11 protein-coding genes and 1 tRNA gene are annotated in these 15,764 nt (G+C 61.8%); 6 read left to right on the forward strand and 6 right to left on the reverse strand.

Annotated elements, in window-relative coordinates; genetic code table 11:
- Positions 1 to 3 precede the first annotated feature (3 nt).
- Positions 4 to 750, forward strand: a complete 747-nt coding sequence (locus AB7951_RS13285) for an amino acid ABC transporter ATP-binding protein (RefSeq protein WP_120289657.1) — start codon at positions 4 to 6, stop codon at positions 748 to 750.
- Positions 751 to 759: 9 nt separating this feature from the next.
- Here the strand turns inward: AB7951_RS13285 and AB7951_RS13290 are convergent, their stop codons facing one another.
- Together AB7951_RS13290 and AB7951_RS13295 are read right to left on the reverse strand one after the other, a co-directional pair.
- Complete coding sequence (locus tag AB7951_RS13290; RefSeq protein ID WP_120289659.1) at positions 760 to 1,800, reverse strand: cysteine synthase A; 1,041 nt, start codon at positions 1,798 to 1,800, stop codon at positions 760 to 762.
- A 125-nt stretch (positions 1,801 to 1,925) separates the two neighbouring features.
- Complete coding sequence (locus AB7951_RS13295; protein ID WP_120289661.1) at positions 1,926 to 3,155, reverse strand: SAM-dependent methyltransferase; 1,230 nt, start codon at positions 3,153 to 3,155, stop codon at positions 1,926 to 1,928.
- 690 nt (positions 3,156 to 3,845) lie between these two features.
- Between AB7951_RS13295 and AB7951_RS13300 the strand changes: the two genes are divergently transcribed.
- The 5 genes from AB7951_RS13300 (at position 3,846) to AB7951_RS13320 (ending at position 13,746) form a co-directional block, all read left to right on the forward strand.
- Positions 3,846 to 5,282, forward strand: a complete 1,437-nt coding sequence (locus AB7951_RS13300) for an efflux transporter outer membrane subunit (protein ID WP_439062658.1) — start codon at positions 3,846 to 3,848, stop codon at positions 5,280 to 5,282.
- Positions 5,272 to 6,660 carry an efflux RND transporter periplasmic adaptor subunit gene (locus tag AB7951_RS13305; protein WP_120289665.1) on the forward strand — a complete coding sequence of 463 codons (1,389 nt, stop codon included), beginning with the start codon at positions 5,272 to 5,274 and terminating at the stop codon, positions 6,658 to 6,660. The genes AB7951_RS13300 and AB7951_RS13305 overlap by 11 nt, the downstream gene beginning before the upstream one ends.
- Before the next feature lie 62 nt (positions 6,661 to 6,722).
- On the forward strand, positions 6,723 to 9,845 hold the full coding sequence (locus AB7951_RS13310) for an efflux RND transporter permease subunit (protein WP_441255830.1): 3,123 nt from the start codon (positions 6,723 to 6,725) through the stop codon (positions 9,843 to 9,845).
- Positions 9,846 to 9,877: 32 nt separating this feature from the next.
- Positions 9,878 to 12,955: an efflux RND transporter permease subunit gene (locus AB7951_RS13315; protein WP_439062657.1), complete on the forward strand. Its 3,078-nt coding sequence runs from the start codon at positions 9,878 to 9,880 to the stop codon at positions 12,953 to 12,955.
- Positions 12,956 to 13,011: 56 nt separating this feature from the next.
- Positions 13,012 to 13,746, forward strand: a complete 735-nt coding sequence (locus AB7951_RS13320; RefSeq protein ID WP_439061604.1) for a tRNA-uridine aminocarboxypropyltransferase — start codon at positions 13,012 to 13,014, stop codon at positions 13,744 to 13,746.
- 27 nt (positions 13,747 to 13,773) lie between these two features.
- Here AB7951_RS13320 and AB7951_RS13325 read toward each other — a convergent pair whose 3' ends face one another.
- The 4 genes from AB7951_RS13325 to AB7951_RS13340 all read right to left on the reverse strand — a co-directional run bounded on the left by AB7951_RS13325 (position 13,774) and on the right by AB7951_RS13340 (position 15,713).
- Positions 13,774 to 14,097: a hypothetical protein gene (locus AB7951_RS13325; RefSeq protein WP_115028814.1), complete on the reverse strand. Its 324-nt coding sequence runs from the start codon at positions 14,095 to 14,097 to the stop codon at positions 13,774 to 13,776.
- A gap of 131 nt (positions 14,098 to 14,228) precedes the next feature.
- A tRNA-Cys gene (locus tag AB7951_RS13330) sits at positions 14,229 to 14,302 on the reverse strand.
- 84 nt (positions 14,303 to 14,386) lie between these two features.
- Positions 14,387 to 14,566, reverse strand: coding sequence for a hypothetical protein (locus AB7951_RS13335; RefSeq protein ID WP_068736432.1), 180 nt, complete (start codon positions 14,564 to 14,566; stop codon positions 14,387 to 14,389).
- A gap of 175 nt (positions 14,567 to 14,741) precedes the next feature.
- Entirely contained in the window at positions 14,742 to 15,713 is a 972-nt protein-coding gene (locus AB7951_RS13340; protein ID WP_439061603.1) for a LysR family transcriptional regulator, read from the reverse strand.
- Positions 15,714 to 15,764: the final 51 nt, after the last annotated feature.

Here is a 15,764-nt window from a genome sequence, read left to right on the forward strand (position 1 = left end):
GACATGTCCGTATCCGTGAATCCCATCGTCTCGGTTGCCGGCCTCAACAAATGGTTCGGCGATTTCCACGTGCTGCGCGACATCGATCTTGCGGTCGGCCGCAGCGAGCGCATCGTGATCTGCGGGCCGTCGGGCTCGGGCAAATCGACGCTGATCCGCTGCATCAATGCGCTGGAGGAGTTTCAGGAAGGCCGCATCACGGTCGACGGCATCGAACTCGGTCCCAACCTGCGCCGCGTCGACGATATCAGGCGTGATGTCGGGATGGTGTTCCAGAGCTTCAACCTGTTTCCGCATCTGACGGTGCTTGAGAACTGCACGTTGGCGCCGATCTGGGTACGGCATATGCCGAAGAAGGACGCCGATGCTGCGGCGATGAAGTATCTGGAGCGGGTGCGCATTCCAGACAAGGCCAATGCCTATCCCGGTCAGCTCTCCGGCGGCCAGCAGCAGCGTGTGGCGATCGCCCGGGCGCTGACGATGACGCCGAAGGTGATGCTGTTCGACGAGCCGACATCGGCGCTGGACCCGGAAATGGTCAAGGAAGTGCTCGACACCATGGTCGATCTTGCCGGCGAGGGCATGACCATGCTTGTGGTCACGCACGAGATGGGCTTTGCCAGGGAAGTCGCCAGCCGCGTCGTATTCATGGATGCCGGGCAAATCATCGAGGCGAATACACCGGACAAGTTCTTCGCCAATCCGCAGCATGCGCGGACGAAGCTGTTTCTGAGCCAGATTCTCCGCTGAGGCTTTGCCTCAGACTTTCTCGAACGGCACCGAGATATTGTTCTTCGTCTCCAGCCATGCCGGCACCGGCAGGTTCTTGCTGCGCATGAAGTCGGGATTGAACAGCTTCGACTGATAGCGGCCGCCGGAGTCGCAGAGAAGGGTGACGATGGTCTTGCCTGGGCCCAACTCCTTCGCGAGACGGATCGCCCCGGCGATGTTAATTCCGGTCGAGCCGCCGAGACAGAGGCCTTCGTGCTGGAGCAGGTCGTAGATGACGGCGACGGCTTCCTCGTCAGGGATCAAGAAGGCGGTATCGACCTTCGCGGTCTCGATGACCGGCGTCACGCGGCCAATCCCGATGCCTTCCGTGATGGAATCGCCGGGCGTGGACTTGGCTTCGCCATGCTTGAACCAGTTATACATCGCAAAGCCATTTGGATCGGCGCAGGCCGTAACAATGTTGTTGTTCTTTTCCTTCAGGTAGCGGGTCGTGCCGGCTAGCGTGCCGCCGGTACCGACTGCCGAAATGAAGCCGTCCACCTTGCCGGCAGTCTGCTCCCAGATCTCGGGGCCCGTCGATTCATAATGGGCTTTGGCATTGTCGAGATTGTTCCACTGGTCGGCAAACAGAACGCCGTTCGGTTCGGTCTTGCGCAGCTGATCTGCGAGCCGTCGTCCGACATGTTGATAGTTGTTCGGATTGGCGAACGGCAGCGCGGGCACTTCGATCAGCTCGGCGCCGTTGAGCCGCAGCATATCTTTCTTTTCCTGGCTCTGCGTCTCCGGGATCACGATCAGCGTGCGATAGCCGCGCGCGCTCGCCACCACGGCGAGACCGATACCGGTATTGCCCGCAGTCGACTCGACAATGAGACCGCCGGGCTTCAGATCGCCGCGCTTCTCGGCTTCAAGGATCATCCATTTGCCCGCGCGGTCCTTCACCGACTGGCCGGGATTCATGAATTCGGCCTTGCCGAGAATGGTGCAGCCGGTCAGTTCGGATGCGCGCTTCAGCTTGATCAGAGGCGTGTTGCCGATCGCCTCGACGACGTCTTTGTTGAAGGTCATGGTGCTGAAATTCTTCGCTCGGGTTGTCGATCTCGCGGCGACCCTAGTGGAGGCCGCCGGGCCAGACAAGGGAAGGGTCTGGCCTCAAGATCTGGTGCCGCAGTGCGGAAAGTCCAGAGCGCGGACTATGGGGCTTTTGCGAATACGACCTGGCGAACGTCGATATTCCCCGACAGGAAACCGGCCTCGCAATAGGCCAGGTAGTATTCCCAGAGCCGCCGGAACCGGTCGTCGAAACCGAGCGGCGTCAGGCTTGGCCAGGCCGCGCGGAAACTATCTCTCCAGGTCGCCAGCGTCTTGGCATAATCCAGTCCGAATATGCGTTCCTTGATGACAGGAACGCCGTATCTGGCCCCGAGGGATTTCAGGATTTCCGGCGACGGCAGCATGCCGCCGGGAAAGACGTAGCGCTGAATGAAGTCGACCTCGCGCCGATAGGTCTGGAAGAACTTGTCCTGGATCGTGATGGCCTGGATACCGATCAATCCGCCGGGCAGCAGCCGGTCGCGCAATTGTGAGAAATACTGCGGCCAGAACTGTTCGCCGACGGCCTCGATCATCTCGATCGAAGCGATGCGGTCATACTGTCCACGTTCGTCGCGATAGTCCTGAAACTTGATCTCGACCTTGTCGCCAAGGCCCGCGTCCTGCATCCGCTTACGTGCGAAATCGCGCTGCTCGGTCGAGATGGTGAGACCGGTGACATGCGCGCCGTAGTTTTTCGCGGCATATTCGGCAAAGCCACCCCAGCCGCAGCCGATCTCCAACACCTTCTGGCCGGGCTTCAGATCGATTGCTTCTGCAAGCCGGCGATATTTGTTGTTTTGCGCGGCCGTGAGATCCTGCGTACTGTCTTCGAAAATCGCGGACGAATAGGTCATGCTCGGATCGAGCCACGCAGAATAGAACGCGTTGCCGATGTCGTAGTGCGCGTAGATGTTCTTGCGAGCTTGCCGCTTGGTGTTGCGATTGAACCAGTGACGAACGATCTGGACGAAGCGCATCAGCGGATTGCTGCCGAGCATCACCTGAATGAGATCGTGATTGACGCAGAACAGATACAGGAATTGCGTGAGATCCGGCGTGTCCCATTCGCGGTGTAGATAGGCTTCCGCGATGCCGATATCGCCGCCATTCACAAGACGCGACGCGAACGCATAGCTGGTGATCGTCATCTCCGCGGCAGGACCAGGTTCCATGCCGCCGAGGCGGACACGCCGGCCATCGGGAAGTGTCACGTCGAGCGTGCCGCGGCGCAGACGTGAGCCGAAGCCCAATGCCAGCCGGACGATGCGCGGCAGATCGGGCAGCGCCTTGTCGACATTTTCCGGAGTGAGAACGATCAGATCAGACATGTGCAGATCCAGGGGAGTTCGTGGTTCTGTGCCCGAATTCAAGTCGCATGGAAGGATGTGGCCGCCGCTCTTTTGTCGAACAGGATCGTCTTTGTGCGCTGCGAAATTCGGTCAACGCGCGGACGATTTTGCAGGAGTATAAGCGCGGCCTTGTTTGCTCGCCAAGCGGGTATTTCTTGCATGGTTTGCTTCACGCGGCACGATTGACGTCGAACGGCGGTGGCATCCGGTCCGCATCGTCAAGCCGATCATGATCGACCAACAGCTCTTCACGCGGCAACTGAAGCGATGGCCCATGGGCTTGAGCCGCGCATACATCACATCCCGGCGGGTTTCAAAACGCTGCCGGTGCACAGGGGAACGCAATCCGGGCGTCAGCAACAAATGAACACATGAAATCTTCGTAAGCCTGACCTTCCGGCGCTTCTGTTAGGGACCAAAAAACCCCACAAAATCGGGAGAATCTGTGCAAATCCACTCATTTGCGGGCATCTAGCATTCGTGTCGCTTGCACGTTGCGACACGTAAGAACACTGTCCGCAGGATGATTGGGCCGCTAGAATGCGGGCTCGTTTCATTGACCAAGCATCACCCGGTGAACGTGTCTCAGGCTACATACTCCAACGCCTCGAACCTCGGCGCAAAGCGCGCGCGGCGGAGCCTTGTCCGGATGTCCGTGCGGTGAGTCTCCTGTTTGCGAAAAAGATCGGGCGTTCGGTCGTCGCCTTTGCCGTCGTTGCCAGTTCGGCAGGCTGCATTTTGACCAAGGATCTGCCTGATCCGGCCCTCGATATTCCCGAGGGCTATAAGGCGGCACGGCTGGCCAATCCGAACGGCGCCACGCCGACGCTGGACTGGTGGCGCGGCTTTCGCTCCAGGGAACTGACGCAGCTGATGGAGGAGGCCCAGACGGTCAACCTCGATATCGCTGCGGCAACATCGCGAATCATGCAGGCCGATGCGCAGGCACGAATCACCGGCGCAGCGCTGCTGCCCAGCGTGAGCGGCGGCGGGCAGGAGACTTATTCGCGGACCTCGGGCTCCAGTTCCAGCGGTCTGACCAACGGCGGCCGCGAGGTGGTGACCTATTCGGCCTCGCTCTCGGCCAGCTACGAGATCGATTTCTGGGGCAAGAACCGCGACGCGGCGCTGGCTGCGGAAGAAACCTCGACGGCCAATCGTTTCGACCGCGACGTGGTGGCGCTGACCACGATGGCGGCCGTCGCCAATGCCTATTTCCAGGTGCTGACATCGCAGGACCGCATTCGCACGGCGGAGCGCAACATCGCCAGCGCGCAGCGTATCCTTGATGCGATCAAACAGCGCTTCAGTGCCGGCACCGGCACCGATCTCGATGTCGCGCAGCAGGAAAGCGTGCTGGCCAATCAGCGCGCTGCGGTGCCGCCGCTGCGGACCACGCTGGCGCAGAATGTCAATGCGCTCGCGACGCTAGTGTCCCGCCCCCCTGAAAGCGTGCGCGTGGCCGGCGGGTCGCTGAACAATATCGCAGCCCCGCGCGTCACGCCCGGCCTGCCGTCAGAGCTGTTAACCCAGCGGCCGGATATCCGCCGGCAGGAGGCGCAATTGGCCTCGGCCACGGCCAATGTCGGCAGCGCCCGGGCGCAGTTCTTTCCGAGTATCCAGTTGACCGGCTCGGGCGGTTATCAGAGCGCAGCGCTGGCCTCGCTGTTCCAACCCAATGCCGCCTTCTTCAGCCTCGTCGGCGGCCTGACACAGCCGATCTTCGATGGCGGGCGCATCCAGGGCAATTTCGAGCTGACCCAGGCACGGCAGGACGAGCTGCTTCAGACCTATCGCAAGACGGTCGTGCAGTCCTTTGCCGACGTGGACAACGCGCTGGTCGCGATCCGCCAGACCACAGAGCGGCTGCGGCTGCAGCGCGAGGTGGTCCGGGCGTCAAAGCGGGCCTTCGAACTGTCCGAGCAGCAATTGCGGGCTGGAACCGCTGACATCGTAACTGTGCTAAACACCCAGCTGACGCTGTTCCAGGCGGAAGATGTCCTGTCGCAGGCGCAACTGGCGCGGCTGCAGGCTATCGTCAGCCTCTATCAGGCGCTGGGGGGCGGCTGGGAGCCGAAAATGGAAAGACCGGTCAATGCTCTTTAAGCCGGAGTTGAAAGAGGCCGCGAAAGCGACGGGCGATGGTGTCGCCAAGGTCGCCGGCAAAGCGCGCCGACGCACGGTGTCGATCGCCGTGACGCTGCTGATCCTCGGCGGGCTCGGCTATATCGGCTGGAACGCCTTCCAGCAGCGTCAGACCGCCAACCGCGGCGGTTTCCGACCGGACATGATGACGGTGCCGGTGCTTGCGGCGACGCCGAAGATCCAGGACGTGCCGGTCTATCTCGATGGCGTCGGCTCGGTGAAGGCCTTGAACAATGTCACCGTGCGCGCACAGGTCGACGGCAAACTGATCAAGGTCAATTTCAAGGAAGGTCAGGACGTCAAGGCTGGCGATGTGCTCGGCGAGATCGATCCCGTTCTCTACAAGGCGCTGTACGATCAGGCTGTTGCCAAGAAGGCGCAGGATGAGGCGACGCTGGCCAATGCGCGGCTCGACCTGATCCGCTACCAGCAGCTCGCAACGTCAAACGCCGGCTCCAAGCAGCAGGCCGACACCCAGAAGTCGCTCGTCGCCCAGCAGGAGGCGCTGGTAAATGCCGATCAGGCTGCCATCGACAATGCCGCCGCAACGCTGAGCTACACCAAAATCATCGCGCCGCTCTCTGGCCGGGCCGGCCTGCGTCAGGTCGATCAGGGCAACATCATCCACGCGTCCGATACCACGGGCCTCGTGGTGATCACGCAGCTGCAGCCCATCGCTGTGCTGTTCAGCCTGCCGCAGCAGCAGATCGTCCGCGCCAATGCCGCTGCTGCCAAGGGCACGCTGATGGTCGACGTGTTCGGCAATGATGGCGTCACCGTCATCGACACCGGTACGCTCACCGGCATCGACAATCAGGTCGATACCACCACGGGCACCGTGAAGCTGAAGGCCGAATTCCCGAACCCGAATTATCAGCTCTGGCCCGGTCAGTTCGTCAATGTGCGGCTGAAAGTCGAGACCCTGAAGGATGCGATGGTGGTGCCGACCTCGGCCGTACAACGCGGTCCCGCCGGTACGTTCAGTTACGTGATCGAGGAGGGCGACATCGTGAAGGCGGTGCCGGTCACCGTTACGCAGCAGAACGAGACCACGGCCGTTATCGCCAAGGGCCTGTCGGCGACCCAGCGTGTTGTCACCACGGGCTTTGCCAATCTCGCAGAAGGATCGAAAGTGTCAGTCGGCACCAACGATCAGGAGCCGACCGCCGATCTCGCGCCGCGCAAGCGTGGCGGGGGCAAGGGCAATGATGCCGGCGAGCGTCGCGGCAAGCGTGGCCAGAATTCAGGTGGTGCGGGTGGCCAGGGCAATCCGCAGGCGCCGATTGGCCAGACGCCGCCTCCAGCCGGTCCAAATGCCGCGCCATCGGGAGCGAAGTAGCCATGATGTTCGCACGATCGATCGCTTGAGTTGATGATTTCGATACCAAAGAGCGCACAGTCATGAGCGTCTCGGAACCCTTCATCCGCCGGCCCATCGCGACGTCGCTGCTCGGCATCGCGTTGTTGATCGGTGGCGCGCTTGGCTATTTCGGGCTTCCGGTGTCGGCGCTGCCGCAGGTCGATTTCCCGACCGTGCAGGTCTCGACGCAATTGCCGGGCGCGAGCCCCGAAGTGACAGCGTCGCTGATCACCGCGCCTCTGGAGCGTCAGCTCGGACAGATTCCGTCGCTGTCATCGATGACCTCGACGAGCTCGTTCGGCGTCAGCCAGATATCACTGCAATTCGATCTCAACCGCGATATCGATGGCGCGACCCAGGACGTGCAGGCGGCGATTAATGCCGCCGCCGGTGTGCTGCCGAAGAACCTGCCATACCCGCCGGTCTACGCGAAGGTCAATCCGGCCGACGCGCCGGTGATGACATTGGCGCTGACCTCGGACACCATCTCGCTGCGATCGATGAGCGACCTGTCCGATACATTGCTGGCGCAGCGGCTCAGCCAGATTTCGGGTGTCGGCAAGGTTGCCGTGCTTGGCGGCTTGAAGCCAGCGGTGCGGGTGCAGGCGGATCTGGCGCGGCTCGCTGCCTACGGCATCGCGATGGAAGATCTGCGCGCAGCGATCGCCGGCGCCAATGTGTCGGGTCCCAAGGGCTCGCTCGACGGAGCGCAGCAAGCTTACACCATCGCAGCGAACGACCAGATCGCGGCGGCGGATCAGTATCGGCCGATCATTATCGCTTATCGCAACGGATCCCCTGTCACCATCGGCGACATTGCGCAGATCGTCGACGGGCTGGAAAACGACCGTACTGGCGGTTGGTATCAAGGCACGCCAGCGGTGATCATCGAGATCCAGCGCCAGCCCGGCGCCAATGTTATCGAGGTCGTTCGCCAGATCCGCGAGGAAATTCCGAAGGTTCAGCGGTCCATGCCCGCCGGCGTCAAGCTAACCATTGTCAGCGATCGCACTGTGACGATCCGCGCCTCCGTGCATGACGTGCAATTCACGCTGGTCCTGTCCGTCATCTTGGTGACGCTGGTGGTGCTGCTGTTCCTCCGGTCGCTGCGTGCAACGCTGATTGCCGGCGTAGCGCTGCCGCTGTCGCTGATCACGTCCTTCGGCGTGATGTATTTCGCCGGTTTCAGTCTCGATAATCTCTCGCTGATGGCGCTGACCATCGGCACCGGCTTTGTCGTCGACGATGCCATCGTGATGATCGAAAACATCGTCCGTCACATGGAAGAGGGCGAGAGCCCGATGCAGGCAGCTTTGGCTGGCGCCAGCGAAATCGGCTTTACGGTGATCTCGCTAACGGTGTCGCTGATCGCTGTCTTCATCCCGCTGCTGTTCATGTCCGGCCTTGTAGGCCGCATGTTCCGCGAATTCGCGATGACGCTGACCATTGCCGTGGTGATGTCCGCCGTGGTCTCGCTGACGTTGACGCCGATGATGTGCTCGCGGCTTTTGAAGCACACCAAGGATGAATGGCAGGTGCCCGGTCTCGGCGCCGTCAGCCGCGGTATCGACCGGATGGTGGCGTTTTATCATCGCACGCTGCTGTGGGTGCTGCAGCATCAGCCGGCGACGCTGGTCGTCACGTTCCTGACCATCGTCGCAACGCTGGGTCTCTATGTCATCGCCCCCAAGGGCTTCCTGCCGCTGCAGGACACGGCCTCGATTACTGCGGTGACAGAAGCCGGCGCCGACGTGTCCTTCACGGAAATGCAGAGCCGGCAGGGCGCGGCAGCCGCAGCAATCCAGAGCGATCCGGATGTCACCGGCATCATCTCTGTGATCGGCGGCGGCTCAGTCAATCCGACCACCAATGTCGGCCGGCTGGTGATGACCCTGAAGCCGCGCGGCGAGCGCAAGGACGACATGAACGCCGTGATCGCGCGGCTCAAGGATCGCGTCGCCGCGATCCCTGGCATGACCGTGTATTTCCAGCCCGTCCAGGACATCCAGATCAGTACGCAGAGTAGTCGCTCGCAATATCAATATACGTTGACCGGGACTGATGCGGCCCAGGTGACCGAGTGGTCACAGAAGCTGGTTGCTGAATTGCGCCGCGATCCGATGTTTCGAGACGTATCCTCGGAAGCCCAGACCGGTGGATTGCGAGCCTCGCTCGACATCAACCGGCAGCGTGCCGGTCAGCTCGGCGTCAATCTACAGGGCGTCACCGACACGCTGAATGACGCCTTCGCGCAGCGCCAGATTTCGACCATCTACGGTCAGGCCAATCAGTACCGCGTTGTGCTGGAAGCATTGCCGTCGCAGCAGCGCGATCCCGATGTGCTGTCGAAACTGTATCTGCCCGGTGCGGCAGGCCCGCAGGTGCCGCTGTCTGCCGTAGCCACATTGACGCGTACCACGGCGCCACTGGCGATCTCGCATCAGGCGCAATTCCCCGCCATCTCGCTCAGCTTCAACCTCGGGCCTAACGAGGCGCTTGGGGATGCGGTCGACGAAGTGAAGAAGATCGAGACCCGGATCGGCATGCCGACCAGCATTGTCGGGATGTTCTCCGGCGATGCTGCGGAATTCTCCAAGTCGCTGTCAGGGCAGCCCTGGCTGATCCTCGCGGCGCTGGTGACGATCTATATTGTGCTCGGTGTGCTCTATGAGAGCTACATTCATCCGATCACCATTCTCTCGACGCTGCCGTCCGCCGGTGTCGGTGCGATCCTGGCCCTGATGCTGACCGGGCAGGACCTGTCGGTGATCGGCCTGATCGGCATCATCCTCCTGATGGGCATCGTCAAGAAGAACGCGATCATGATGATCGACTTCGCACTGGATGCCGAGCGGAATCGTGGCATGGCGCCCGAAGCCGCCATCGTGGAAGCTTGCCTGCTGCGATTCAGGCCTATCATGATGACGACGCTGGCGGCGCTGTTCGGCGCATTGCCGCTCGCGATCGAAAGTGGCACCGGCGCAGAGCTGCGCTTCCCGCTCGGTGTCTCGATCATCGGCGGTCTGCTGCTCAGCCAGATCCTGACGCTCTACACCACGCCGGTGATCTATCTGGCGCTGGATCGCATCAACCGCCGGTTCGAGAAGAGTGTGCCGCCCGTTGCGGGTGCAGCCGGAACGGCGGGAGCAGGGGGGCCGCCCTAGTGGCTTCCATCTCCATCTCAGCGCCATTCATCATGCGGCCGGTCGGCACCACGTTGCTGGCGATCGGACTGTTTCTTCTCGGCGTCGTCGCCTATCACTTCCTGCCGGTCGCCGCGACACCCAATGTCGATTTTCCGATGATCCGCGTACAGGCGTCGCGCCCGGGCGCCGATCCGTCGATCATGGCGGCGACCGTCGCAGCGCCCCTAGAACGACGTCTGGGCATCATTGCCGGCCTCGATCAGATCACCTCAACGAGTTCGCTGGGCTCGACCAGTATTCAGTTGCAGTTCGCCATCGGCCGCGATGTCGATCGCGCCGCGCGTGACGTGCAAGCCGCGATCAATGCGTCGATGGCCGATCTGCCAACCGATCTTCCGACACTGCCTACGTTCCGCAAGGCCAACCCGTCCGCCGCGCCTGTCTTCATTCTCGCTTTGACGTCGCCAACCATGTCGGCCTCCGCGATCTACGACGTCGCCGATACCGTGATCGTACAGCGGCTGTCGCAGGTGCCGGGGGTCGGCGAAGTCACTGCCAGCGGCGCCGACCAGCCCGCGGTGCGCATCCAGCTCAATCCGGTCGCGCTGTCGAATGCCGGGATTGCCACCGACGACGTGCGCACCGCCATCGTCAATGCGAATCCACTTGGCCCAGTCGGCATCTTCCAGGGATCGCGGCAGAGCGAGACGATCTCGATGAATCCGCAGATGCGTACGGCGGAAGAGTTTCGCGAGATCATCGTCAAGAGTTCGAACGGCAATTATCTGCGGCTTTCCGATGTCGCCGATGTTCAGGATGCGACGCGCAACAGCCGCTCGGTTGCCTGGTTCAACAAGCAGCCGGCGGTGCTGATCCAGATCACCAAACAGGGCGACGCCAACGTCATCGACACCGTTGATCGCGTGAAAGCGCTGATCCCCGATCTGAAACAATGGATTCCTGCCGGGATCGAGATTTCGGTTCTGACTGATCGTACCGGCACCATTCGCGCCTCGGTCGAGGACATGGAGTGGACGCTGTTTGCCACCGCCGTGCTGGTGATGGCCGTGGTGTTCCTGTTCCTGCGTCGTGGCACCCCCACCATCGCAGCCGGCGTCTCGGTGCCGCTGGCGCTGGCTGGCACCTGCGTCGGCATGTGGCTGGCCGGCTTCTCTATCAACAACCTGTCGCTGATGGCGCTGGCGATCTCCGTCGGCTTTGTGGTCGACGACGCCATCGTCATGATCGAGAACATGTACCGCAATCTCGAAGAGGGTATGGCGCCGATGCAGGCGGCGCTCGCCGGCGCCAGGCAGATCGGCTTCACGGTGCTGTCGATCAGCCTGTCGCTGATCGCCGCCTTCATCCCGCTAATCTTTATGGATGGTCTGGTCGGCCGATTGCTGCGCGAATTCTCTTTGACGCTGACATTCTCGATTGTCGTCTCGACGCTGGTATCGCTGACGGTGACACCAATGATCTGTGCGCAATATATCAAGAGCGGTCTGTCGAGCACCGAGACCCGTTTCGACCGTATCGTCGAAGGCACGCTGTCACGCGTCGTGGCCTTCTATGAACGCACGCTGCATGTGGTGCTGGGTTTTCCACTCCTGACGCTGTTGGTGTTCTTCGCCACCATCGCGCTGACGGTCACACTCTACATCAAGACGCCGAAAGGTTTTTTTCCGAACGACGACAGTGGCTTCGTGATCGGTGCAACGCGCGCATCGGCCGATGTCTCGTTTCAGGCGATGCTCGGATTGCAGCAGCATATGGCTGATCTCGTGCTGAGCGATCCCGGCGTGGCCAGTATCGGTTCGTCGCTTGGCGGCACTGGCGGGCCGGGCGGCGGCGGCGCCAACCGGGGCACCATGTTTATCGCCTTGAAACCACCAGAGGAGCGCAACGGAGCCTCGACTGAAGACGTCATCAATCGGTTGCGTCCGAAGCTCAGCGCGGTTCCGGGTATCCGTCTCTTCATGTTTGCCGCGCAGGATCTGCGCGCCGGCGGACGCCAGAGTGACTCCAACTATCAATACACGCTGACCTCGACCAATCTCGATCTCCTGCAGAAATGGGCACCGCTGGTCGGCAAACGGCTGGAGAGCGTCGAGGGCATCACCGACGTGTCGAGCGACCGCGATCCCGGCGGATTGCAATTGACGCTGACCATCGACCGCAAGATGGCATCGAGCCTCGGCGTCAAGGTGCAGGACATTGACAACGCCTTGAACAACGCGTTCTCGCAACGGCAGATCTCGACGATCTATACCCAGCGGAACCAATACAAGGTGGTGCTCGAAATCGATCCGAAATTCCAGAACGATCCGTCCGATCTCGATCGCATCTATGTTGCGGGCCTGAATGGATCACAGGTGCCGCTGTCGGCGGTTGTGCGCATGTCGCGCACGTTGTCGGCGCTGGCGGTGTTCCACTCGCAGGGGTTCCCGTCGACCACGGTGTCGTTCAACACGCTACCCGGCGTGCAGCTCGATGCCGTGACAGGCAACATCCAGCGCGCGGTCGACGAACTGCATATGCCCGAAGGAATCCGGGGAGGATTCGACGGCAATGCCGGTGACTTCAGCAAGACGACGGGGCGGCAGCCACTACTGATCCTCGGCGCGCTGATCGCGATGTATATCGTGCTGGGCGTGCTCTATGAGAGCCTGGTGCACCCTCTGACCATCATCTCGACGCTGCCCTCGGCGGGACTCGGTGCGTTGTTGGCGTTGCAGATCACCAACACGCCGCTGACCGTGATCGCCTTCGTCGGGATCATTCTCCTCATCGGCATCGTCAAGAAGAACGGAATCATGATGGTCGATTTCGCCATCGAGGCGGAGCGGCATCGCGGACTGTCGCCCGCCGAGGCGATCTTCGAGGCCTGCACCGTGCGCTTCCGCCCGATCCTGATGACCTCGCTGGCGGCGGTATTCGCGGCGATCCCGCTGGTCATCGCGACCGGGCCGGGCACGGAACTGCGCCGCCCGCTGGGCATCACCATCATCGGCGGGTTGTTCGTCTCGCAGGTACTGACGCTTTACACGACGCCGGTGATCTATCTCCTGATCGATCGGCTGCGTAACCGCTCCCGCCCGGCACCGCTGCCGGCCCCGGCCGAATAGCGAAATCCGGGCGTTACGGCGGTTGAAGCCTCGGGCCACGCGGCGTATAGCGGGCAATGTCCAAGAAATCAGATCTGCAAGCCGCTGAGGTCGCTGAAGCGATCCCGGAATGTCCGCATTGCCACAAGCCGATGCCGCTGTGCATCTGCGACAGCATTACGCCCATCGACAACAAGATCGAGCTCCTGATCCTGCAGCATCCGCAGGAGCAGGACAGGGCGCTGGGCACCGCCCGCGTCGCCGCGCTACATTTCAAGGAGGCCACGGTCAAAATCGGCTTGTCCTGGCCGAGCCTCGCCAAGGCGCTGGGCAAGCCGGTCGCCGATCCCGCCCGCTGGGCGATCCTCTACCTTGGCTCGGCCAAGGTCACCGATTACGAGACCGACCGGGATATCCTCGCCATCGACCGCAAGGGTCAGGCTGAGGAAAACCAGCGCGCACTGCTCAAGGACATCCAGGGCATCGTGCTGCTCGACGGCACCTGGAGCCAGGCTAAGGCGCTGTGGTGGCGCAATGCCTGGATGCTGAAATGCCAGCGCGTCATTCTCGGACCGGCCAAACCGTCGCTCTACGGCAAGCTGCGCCGCGAACCGCGCAAGGACGGCCTGTCGACCATCGAAGCCGCGGGGATGCTGCTGGCCAGCCTCGAACGGAAGCCGGAGATCGAGACCACGCTGAACGAGGCTTTCGAGCGGATGCTGGCAAAATATCGCGAAGCCCAGACCGTCATGCCGGAACTGGCGCCAAAGCCCAAACCCAAGCGCGACTGGCGGCGTAAGAAGCACGCCTGATCGCGTTCGGTTTTGATTGATCCCGGCCTATCGGCTGCTGGGCGGCGGACCGACGCCGGCTTCACGCTCGTCACTCGATGATGACGGCCTGACGAGCGACGGAAACGGATTGCGGAACAGTCCGCCGCGAGCTTCTTCCACGACGGGTGCGGGAGGCGGTGCCGGGGCTGCAGCCTGCGGCGGCACCACTGGAACCGGCAGCTTCTCGCACTTCAGGGAGTAGACCAACTGGCCGTCGGCGGTCCGGCCGATCGGTGCGCAGGGATCGGTGCGAACCGGAACGGGCGGTTTGGTCTGGGCCCAGCCTGGCGAAGTCATCAGCAATGTGGCGATCAAGACCCGGATGTTCATCGTGCCCCCTAGGGTTGGCAGGATGCTACGATCAATACTCCAATCGTGCCAAGCGAAGTGTTGCAGCGCACCACTCATAGCAGTCGCGCCCCGATCGCGGGTCTGGCAGGCTAAGTTATTGATTGGATTGATGGAGGCCACGTCGGGAATCGAACCCGAATAAACGGTTTTGCAGACCGGCGCGTAACCATTCCGCCACATGGCCCCATAGCGGGTTAGTTACAGACCGTTCGCCATTTAGGCAATGCCCGGCTGAAATCTTTCATGGGTCCGACATACCGACACAAGATCAGCAGGAGGCCTGCCAGCCATCCGGAAACGGAATCAGCGGCCAAGGGCCGTCATTGTCGTTCGCAGCGGTCGGAATCGGGGCGAAGAACATTTCCTGGCTGCGCAGATCGTCCCGCACATCGGCCTCGATTTCGGCCCGGACTGTCTCCAGCAGATAGTCAAATTCGGCTTCGCTCATCTTTTAGCTCCCTGTCTTGAGAGCAATCTGACGCAAAGCCTTTGTTGGGCTGTTGAATGGATCGTTCAAATTGTACCGATCCACACGTGAGGCCCGTCATGGTTACCGGGGCGTTTACCTCATTGGATCAATGGTGTGGTTCGCGAACGCCGATCACGCATCGCAGACGGTAACATTAAACTGTCTGGGCTGTGGCGGGTGTGTCTGTCTCCAGCAGAGTATCCAGCATTTTGCGGCCCCTGGTGCTGGCCTGCATCAGGGGATCCGCCTTGAAGGTCGACTTCAGGAAGCTCGATACCGCGCGGATGCGCGGCACGAATTGCAGATCGTTATGGACGTTGATCCACAGCTCTCGCGTGGTGGACAGCTTGTCGTGCAGCACTGGGATCAGGTCGGGGCGACGCGCCGTGGCAAAGCTCGGCAGCAGCACGAGCCCTACACCGCCGGCCGCAGCATTCATCTGCGCGCACATGCTGTTGGAATGGAACGAGACCGGCGGGCTCTTGATGATGTCATCGAGCCAGCGCACGGAGTCGAGCTGGATCTGGTCGTCGATATAGGTGACGAAGCTGTGCTTTGTGAGTTCGGATGGGCTCTTCGGCACGCCATGCGCGTCGAGATACTCTTGCGACGCATAGAGCCCGAGCTGAAAGCAGCCGATACGCTCCGAGACCATGCCCTGACCGGTCGGGCGGAAGAAGCTCAGAAACAGATCGGCCTCGCGACGATTCACTGAGACGCTCTGCGGTGACGTCAGCAGTTCAACAGTCAGGTCGGGATGCTGTTTGCGCAATTCGACGAAACGGTAGGCGAGGTAGAGCGAGGCGATGCCTTCCATCGTGGCAAGACGGACCCGGCCAGCCATACGGCTGCCACCGCATTGCACGTCTTCCCGCATGGCGATCACGGCGCTCTCGATCCGCTCGGCATGGCAGAGCAGGCGGTCGCCGGTCTCGTTGACCTTCAGTCCGGACGGCAATCGCTCGAACAGCGCCACACCCAGCGTGCTCTCGAGATGCGCGATGCGGCGACTGATGGTGGATTGATCGACCCGGAGGCGCTTGGCCGCACTGCCAAGGCTGCCGCCGCGCGCCGCGTGAATGAAGACCTTGAGGTCGTCCCAATCGAGCGATTTGAAATTGTCCATCTCAGGAGTAACAGCAAGAGCTGTGCCAGTGCGCGTCGCTGGGACGCCATG

The organism is Tardiphaga sp. 285_C5_N1_2, from assembly GCF_052076065.1.
Classification (GTDB): Bacteria; Pseudomonadota; Alphaproteobacteria; order Rhizobiales; family Xanthobacteraceae; genus Tardiphaga; species Tardiphaga robiniae.

Coding starts and splice junctions, on each gene's coding strand:
- AB7951_RS13285 (WP_120289657.1), top strand. CDS start 4: ATGTCCGTATCCGTGAATCCCATCGTCTCGGTTGCCGGCCTCAACAAA.
- AB7951_RS13290 (WP_120289659.1), bottom strand. CDS start 1,800: ATGACCTTCAACAAAGACGTCGTCGAGGCGATCGGCAACACGCCTCTG.
- AB7951_RS13295 (WP_120289661.1), bottom strand. CDS start 3,155: ATGTCTGATCTGATCGTTCTCACTCCGGAAAATGTCGACAAGGCGCTG.
- AB7951_RS13305 (WP_120289665.1), top strand. CDS start 5,272: ATGCTCTTTAAGCCGGAGTTGAAAGAGGCCGCGAAAGCGACGGGCGAT.
- AB7951_RS13310 (WP_441255830.1), top strand. CDS start 6,723: ATGAGCGTCTCGGAACCCTTCATCCGCCGGCCCATCGCGACGTCGCTG.
- AB7951_RS13315 (WP_439062657.1), top strand. CDS start 9,878: ATGCGGCCGGTCGGCACCACGTTGCTGGCGATCGGACTGTTTCTTCTC.
- AB7951_RS13320 (WP_439061604.1), top strand. CDS start 13,012: ATGTCCAAGAAATCAGATCTGCAAGCCGCTGAGGTCGCTGAAGCGATC.
- AB7951_RS13325 (WP_115028814.1), bottom strand. CDS start 14,097: ATGAACATCCGGGTCTTGATCGCCACATTGCTGATGACTTCGCCAGGC.
- AB7951_RS13335 (WP_068736432.1), bottom strand. CDS start 14,566: ATGAGCGAAGCCGAATTTGACTATCTGCTGGAGACAGTCCGGGCCGAA.
- AB7951_RS13340 (WP_439061603.1), bottom strand. CDS start 15,713: ATGGACAATTTCAAATCGCTCGATTGGGACGACCTCAAGGTCTTCATT.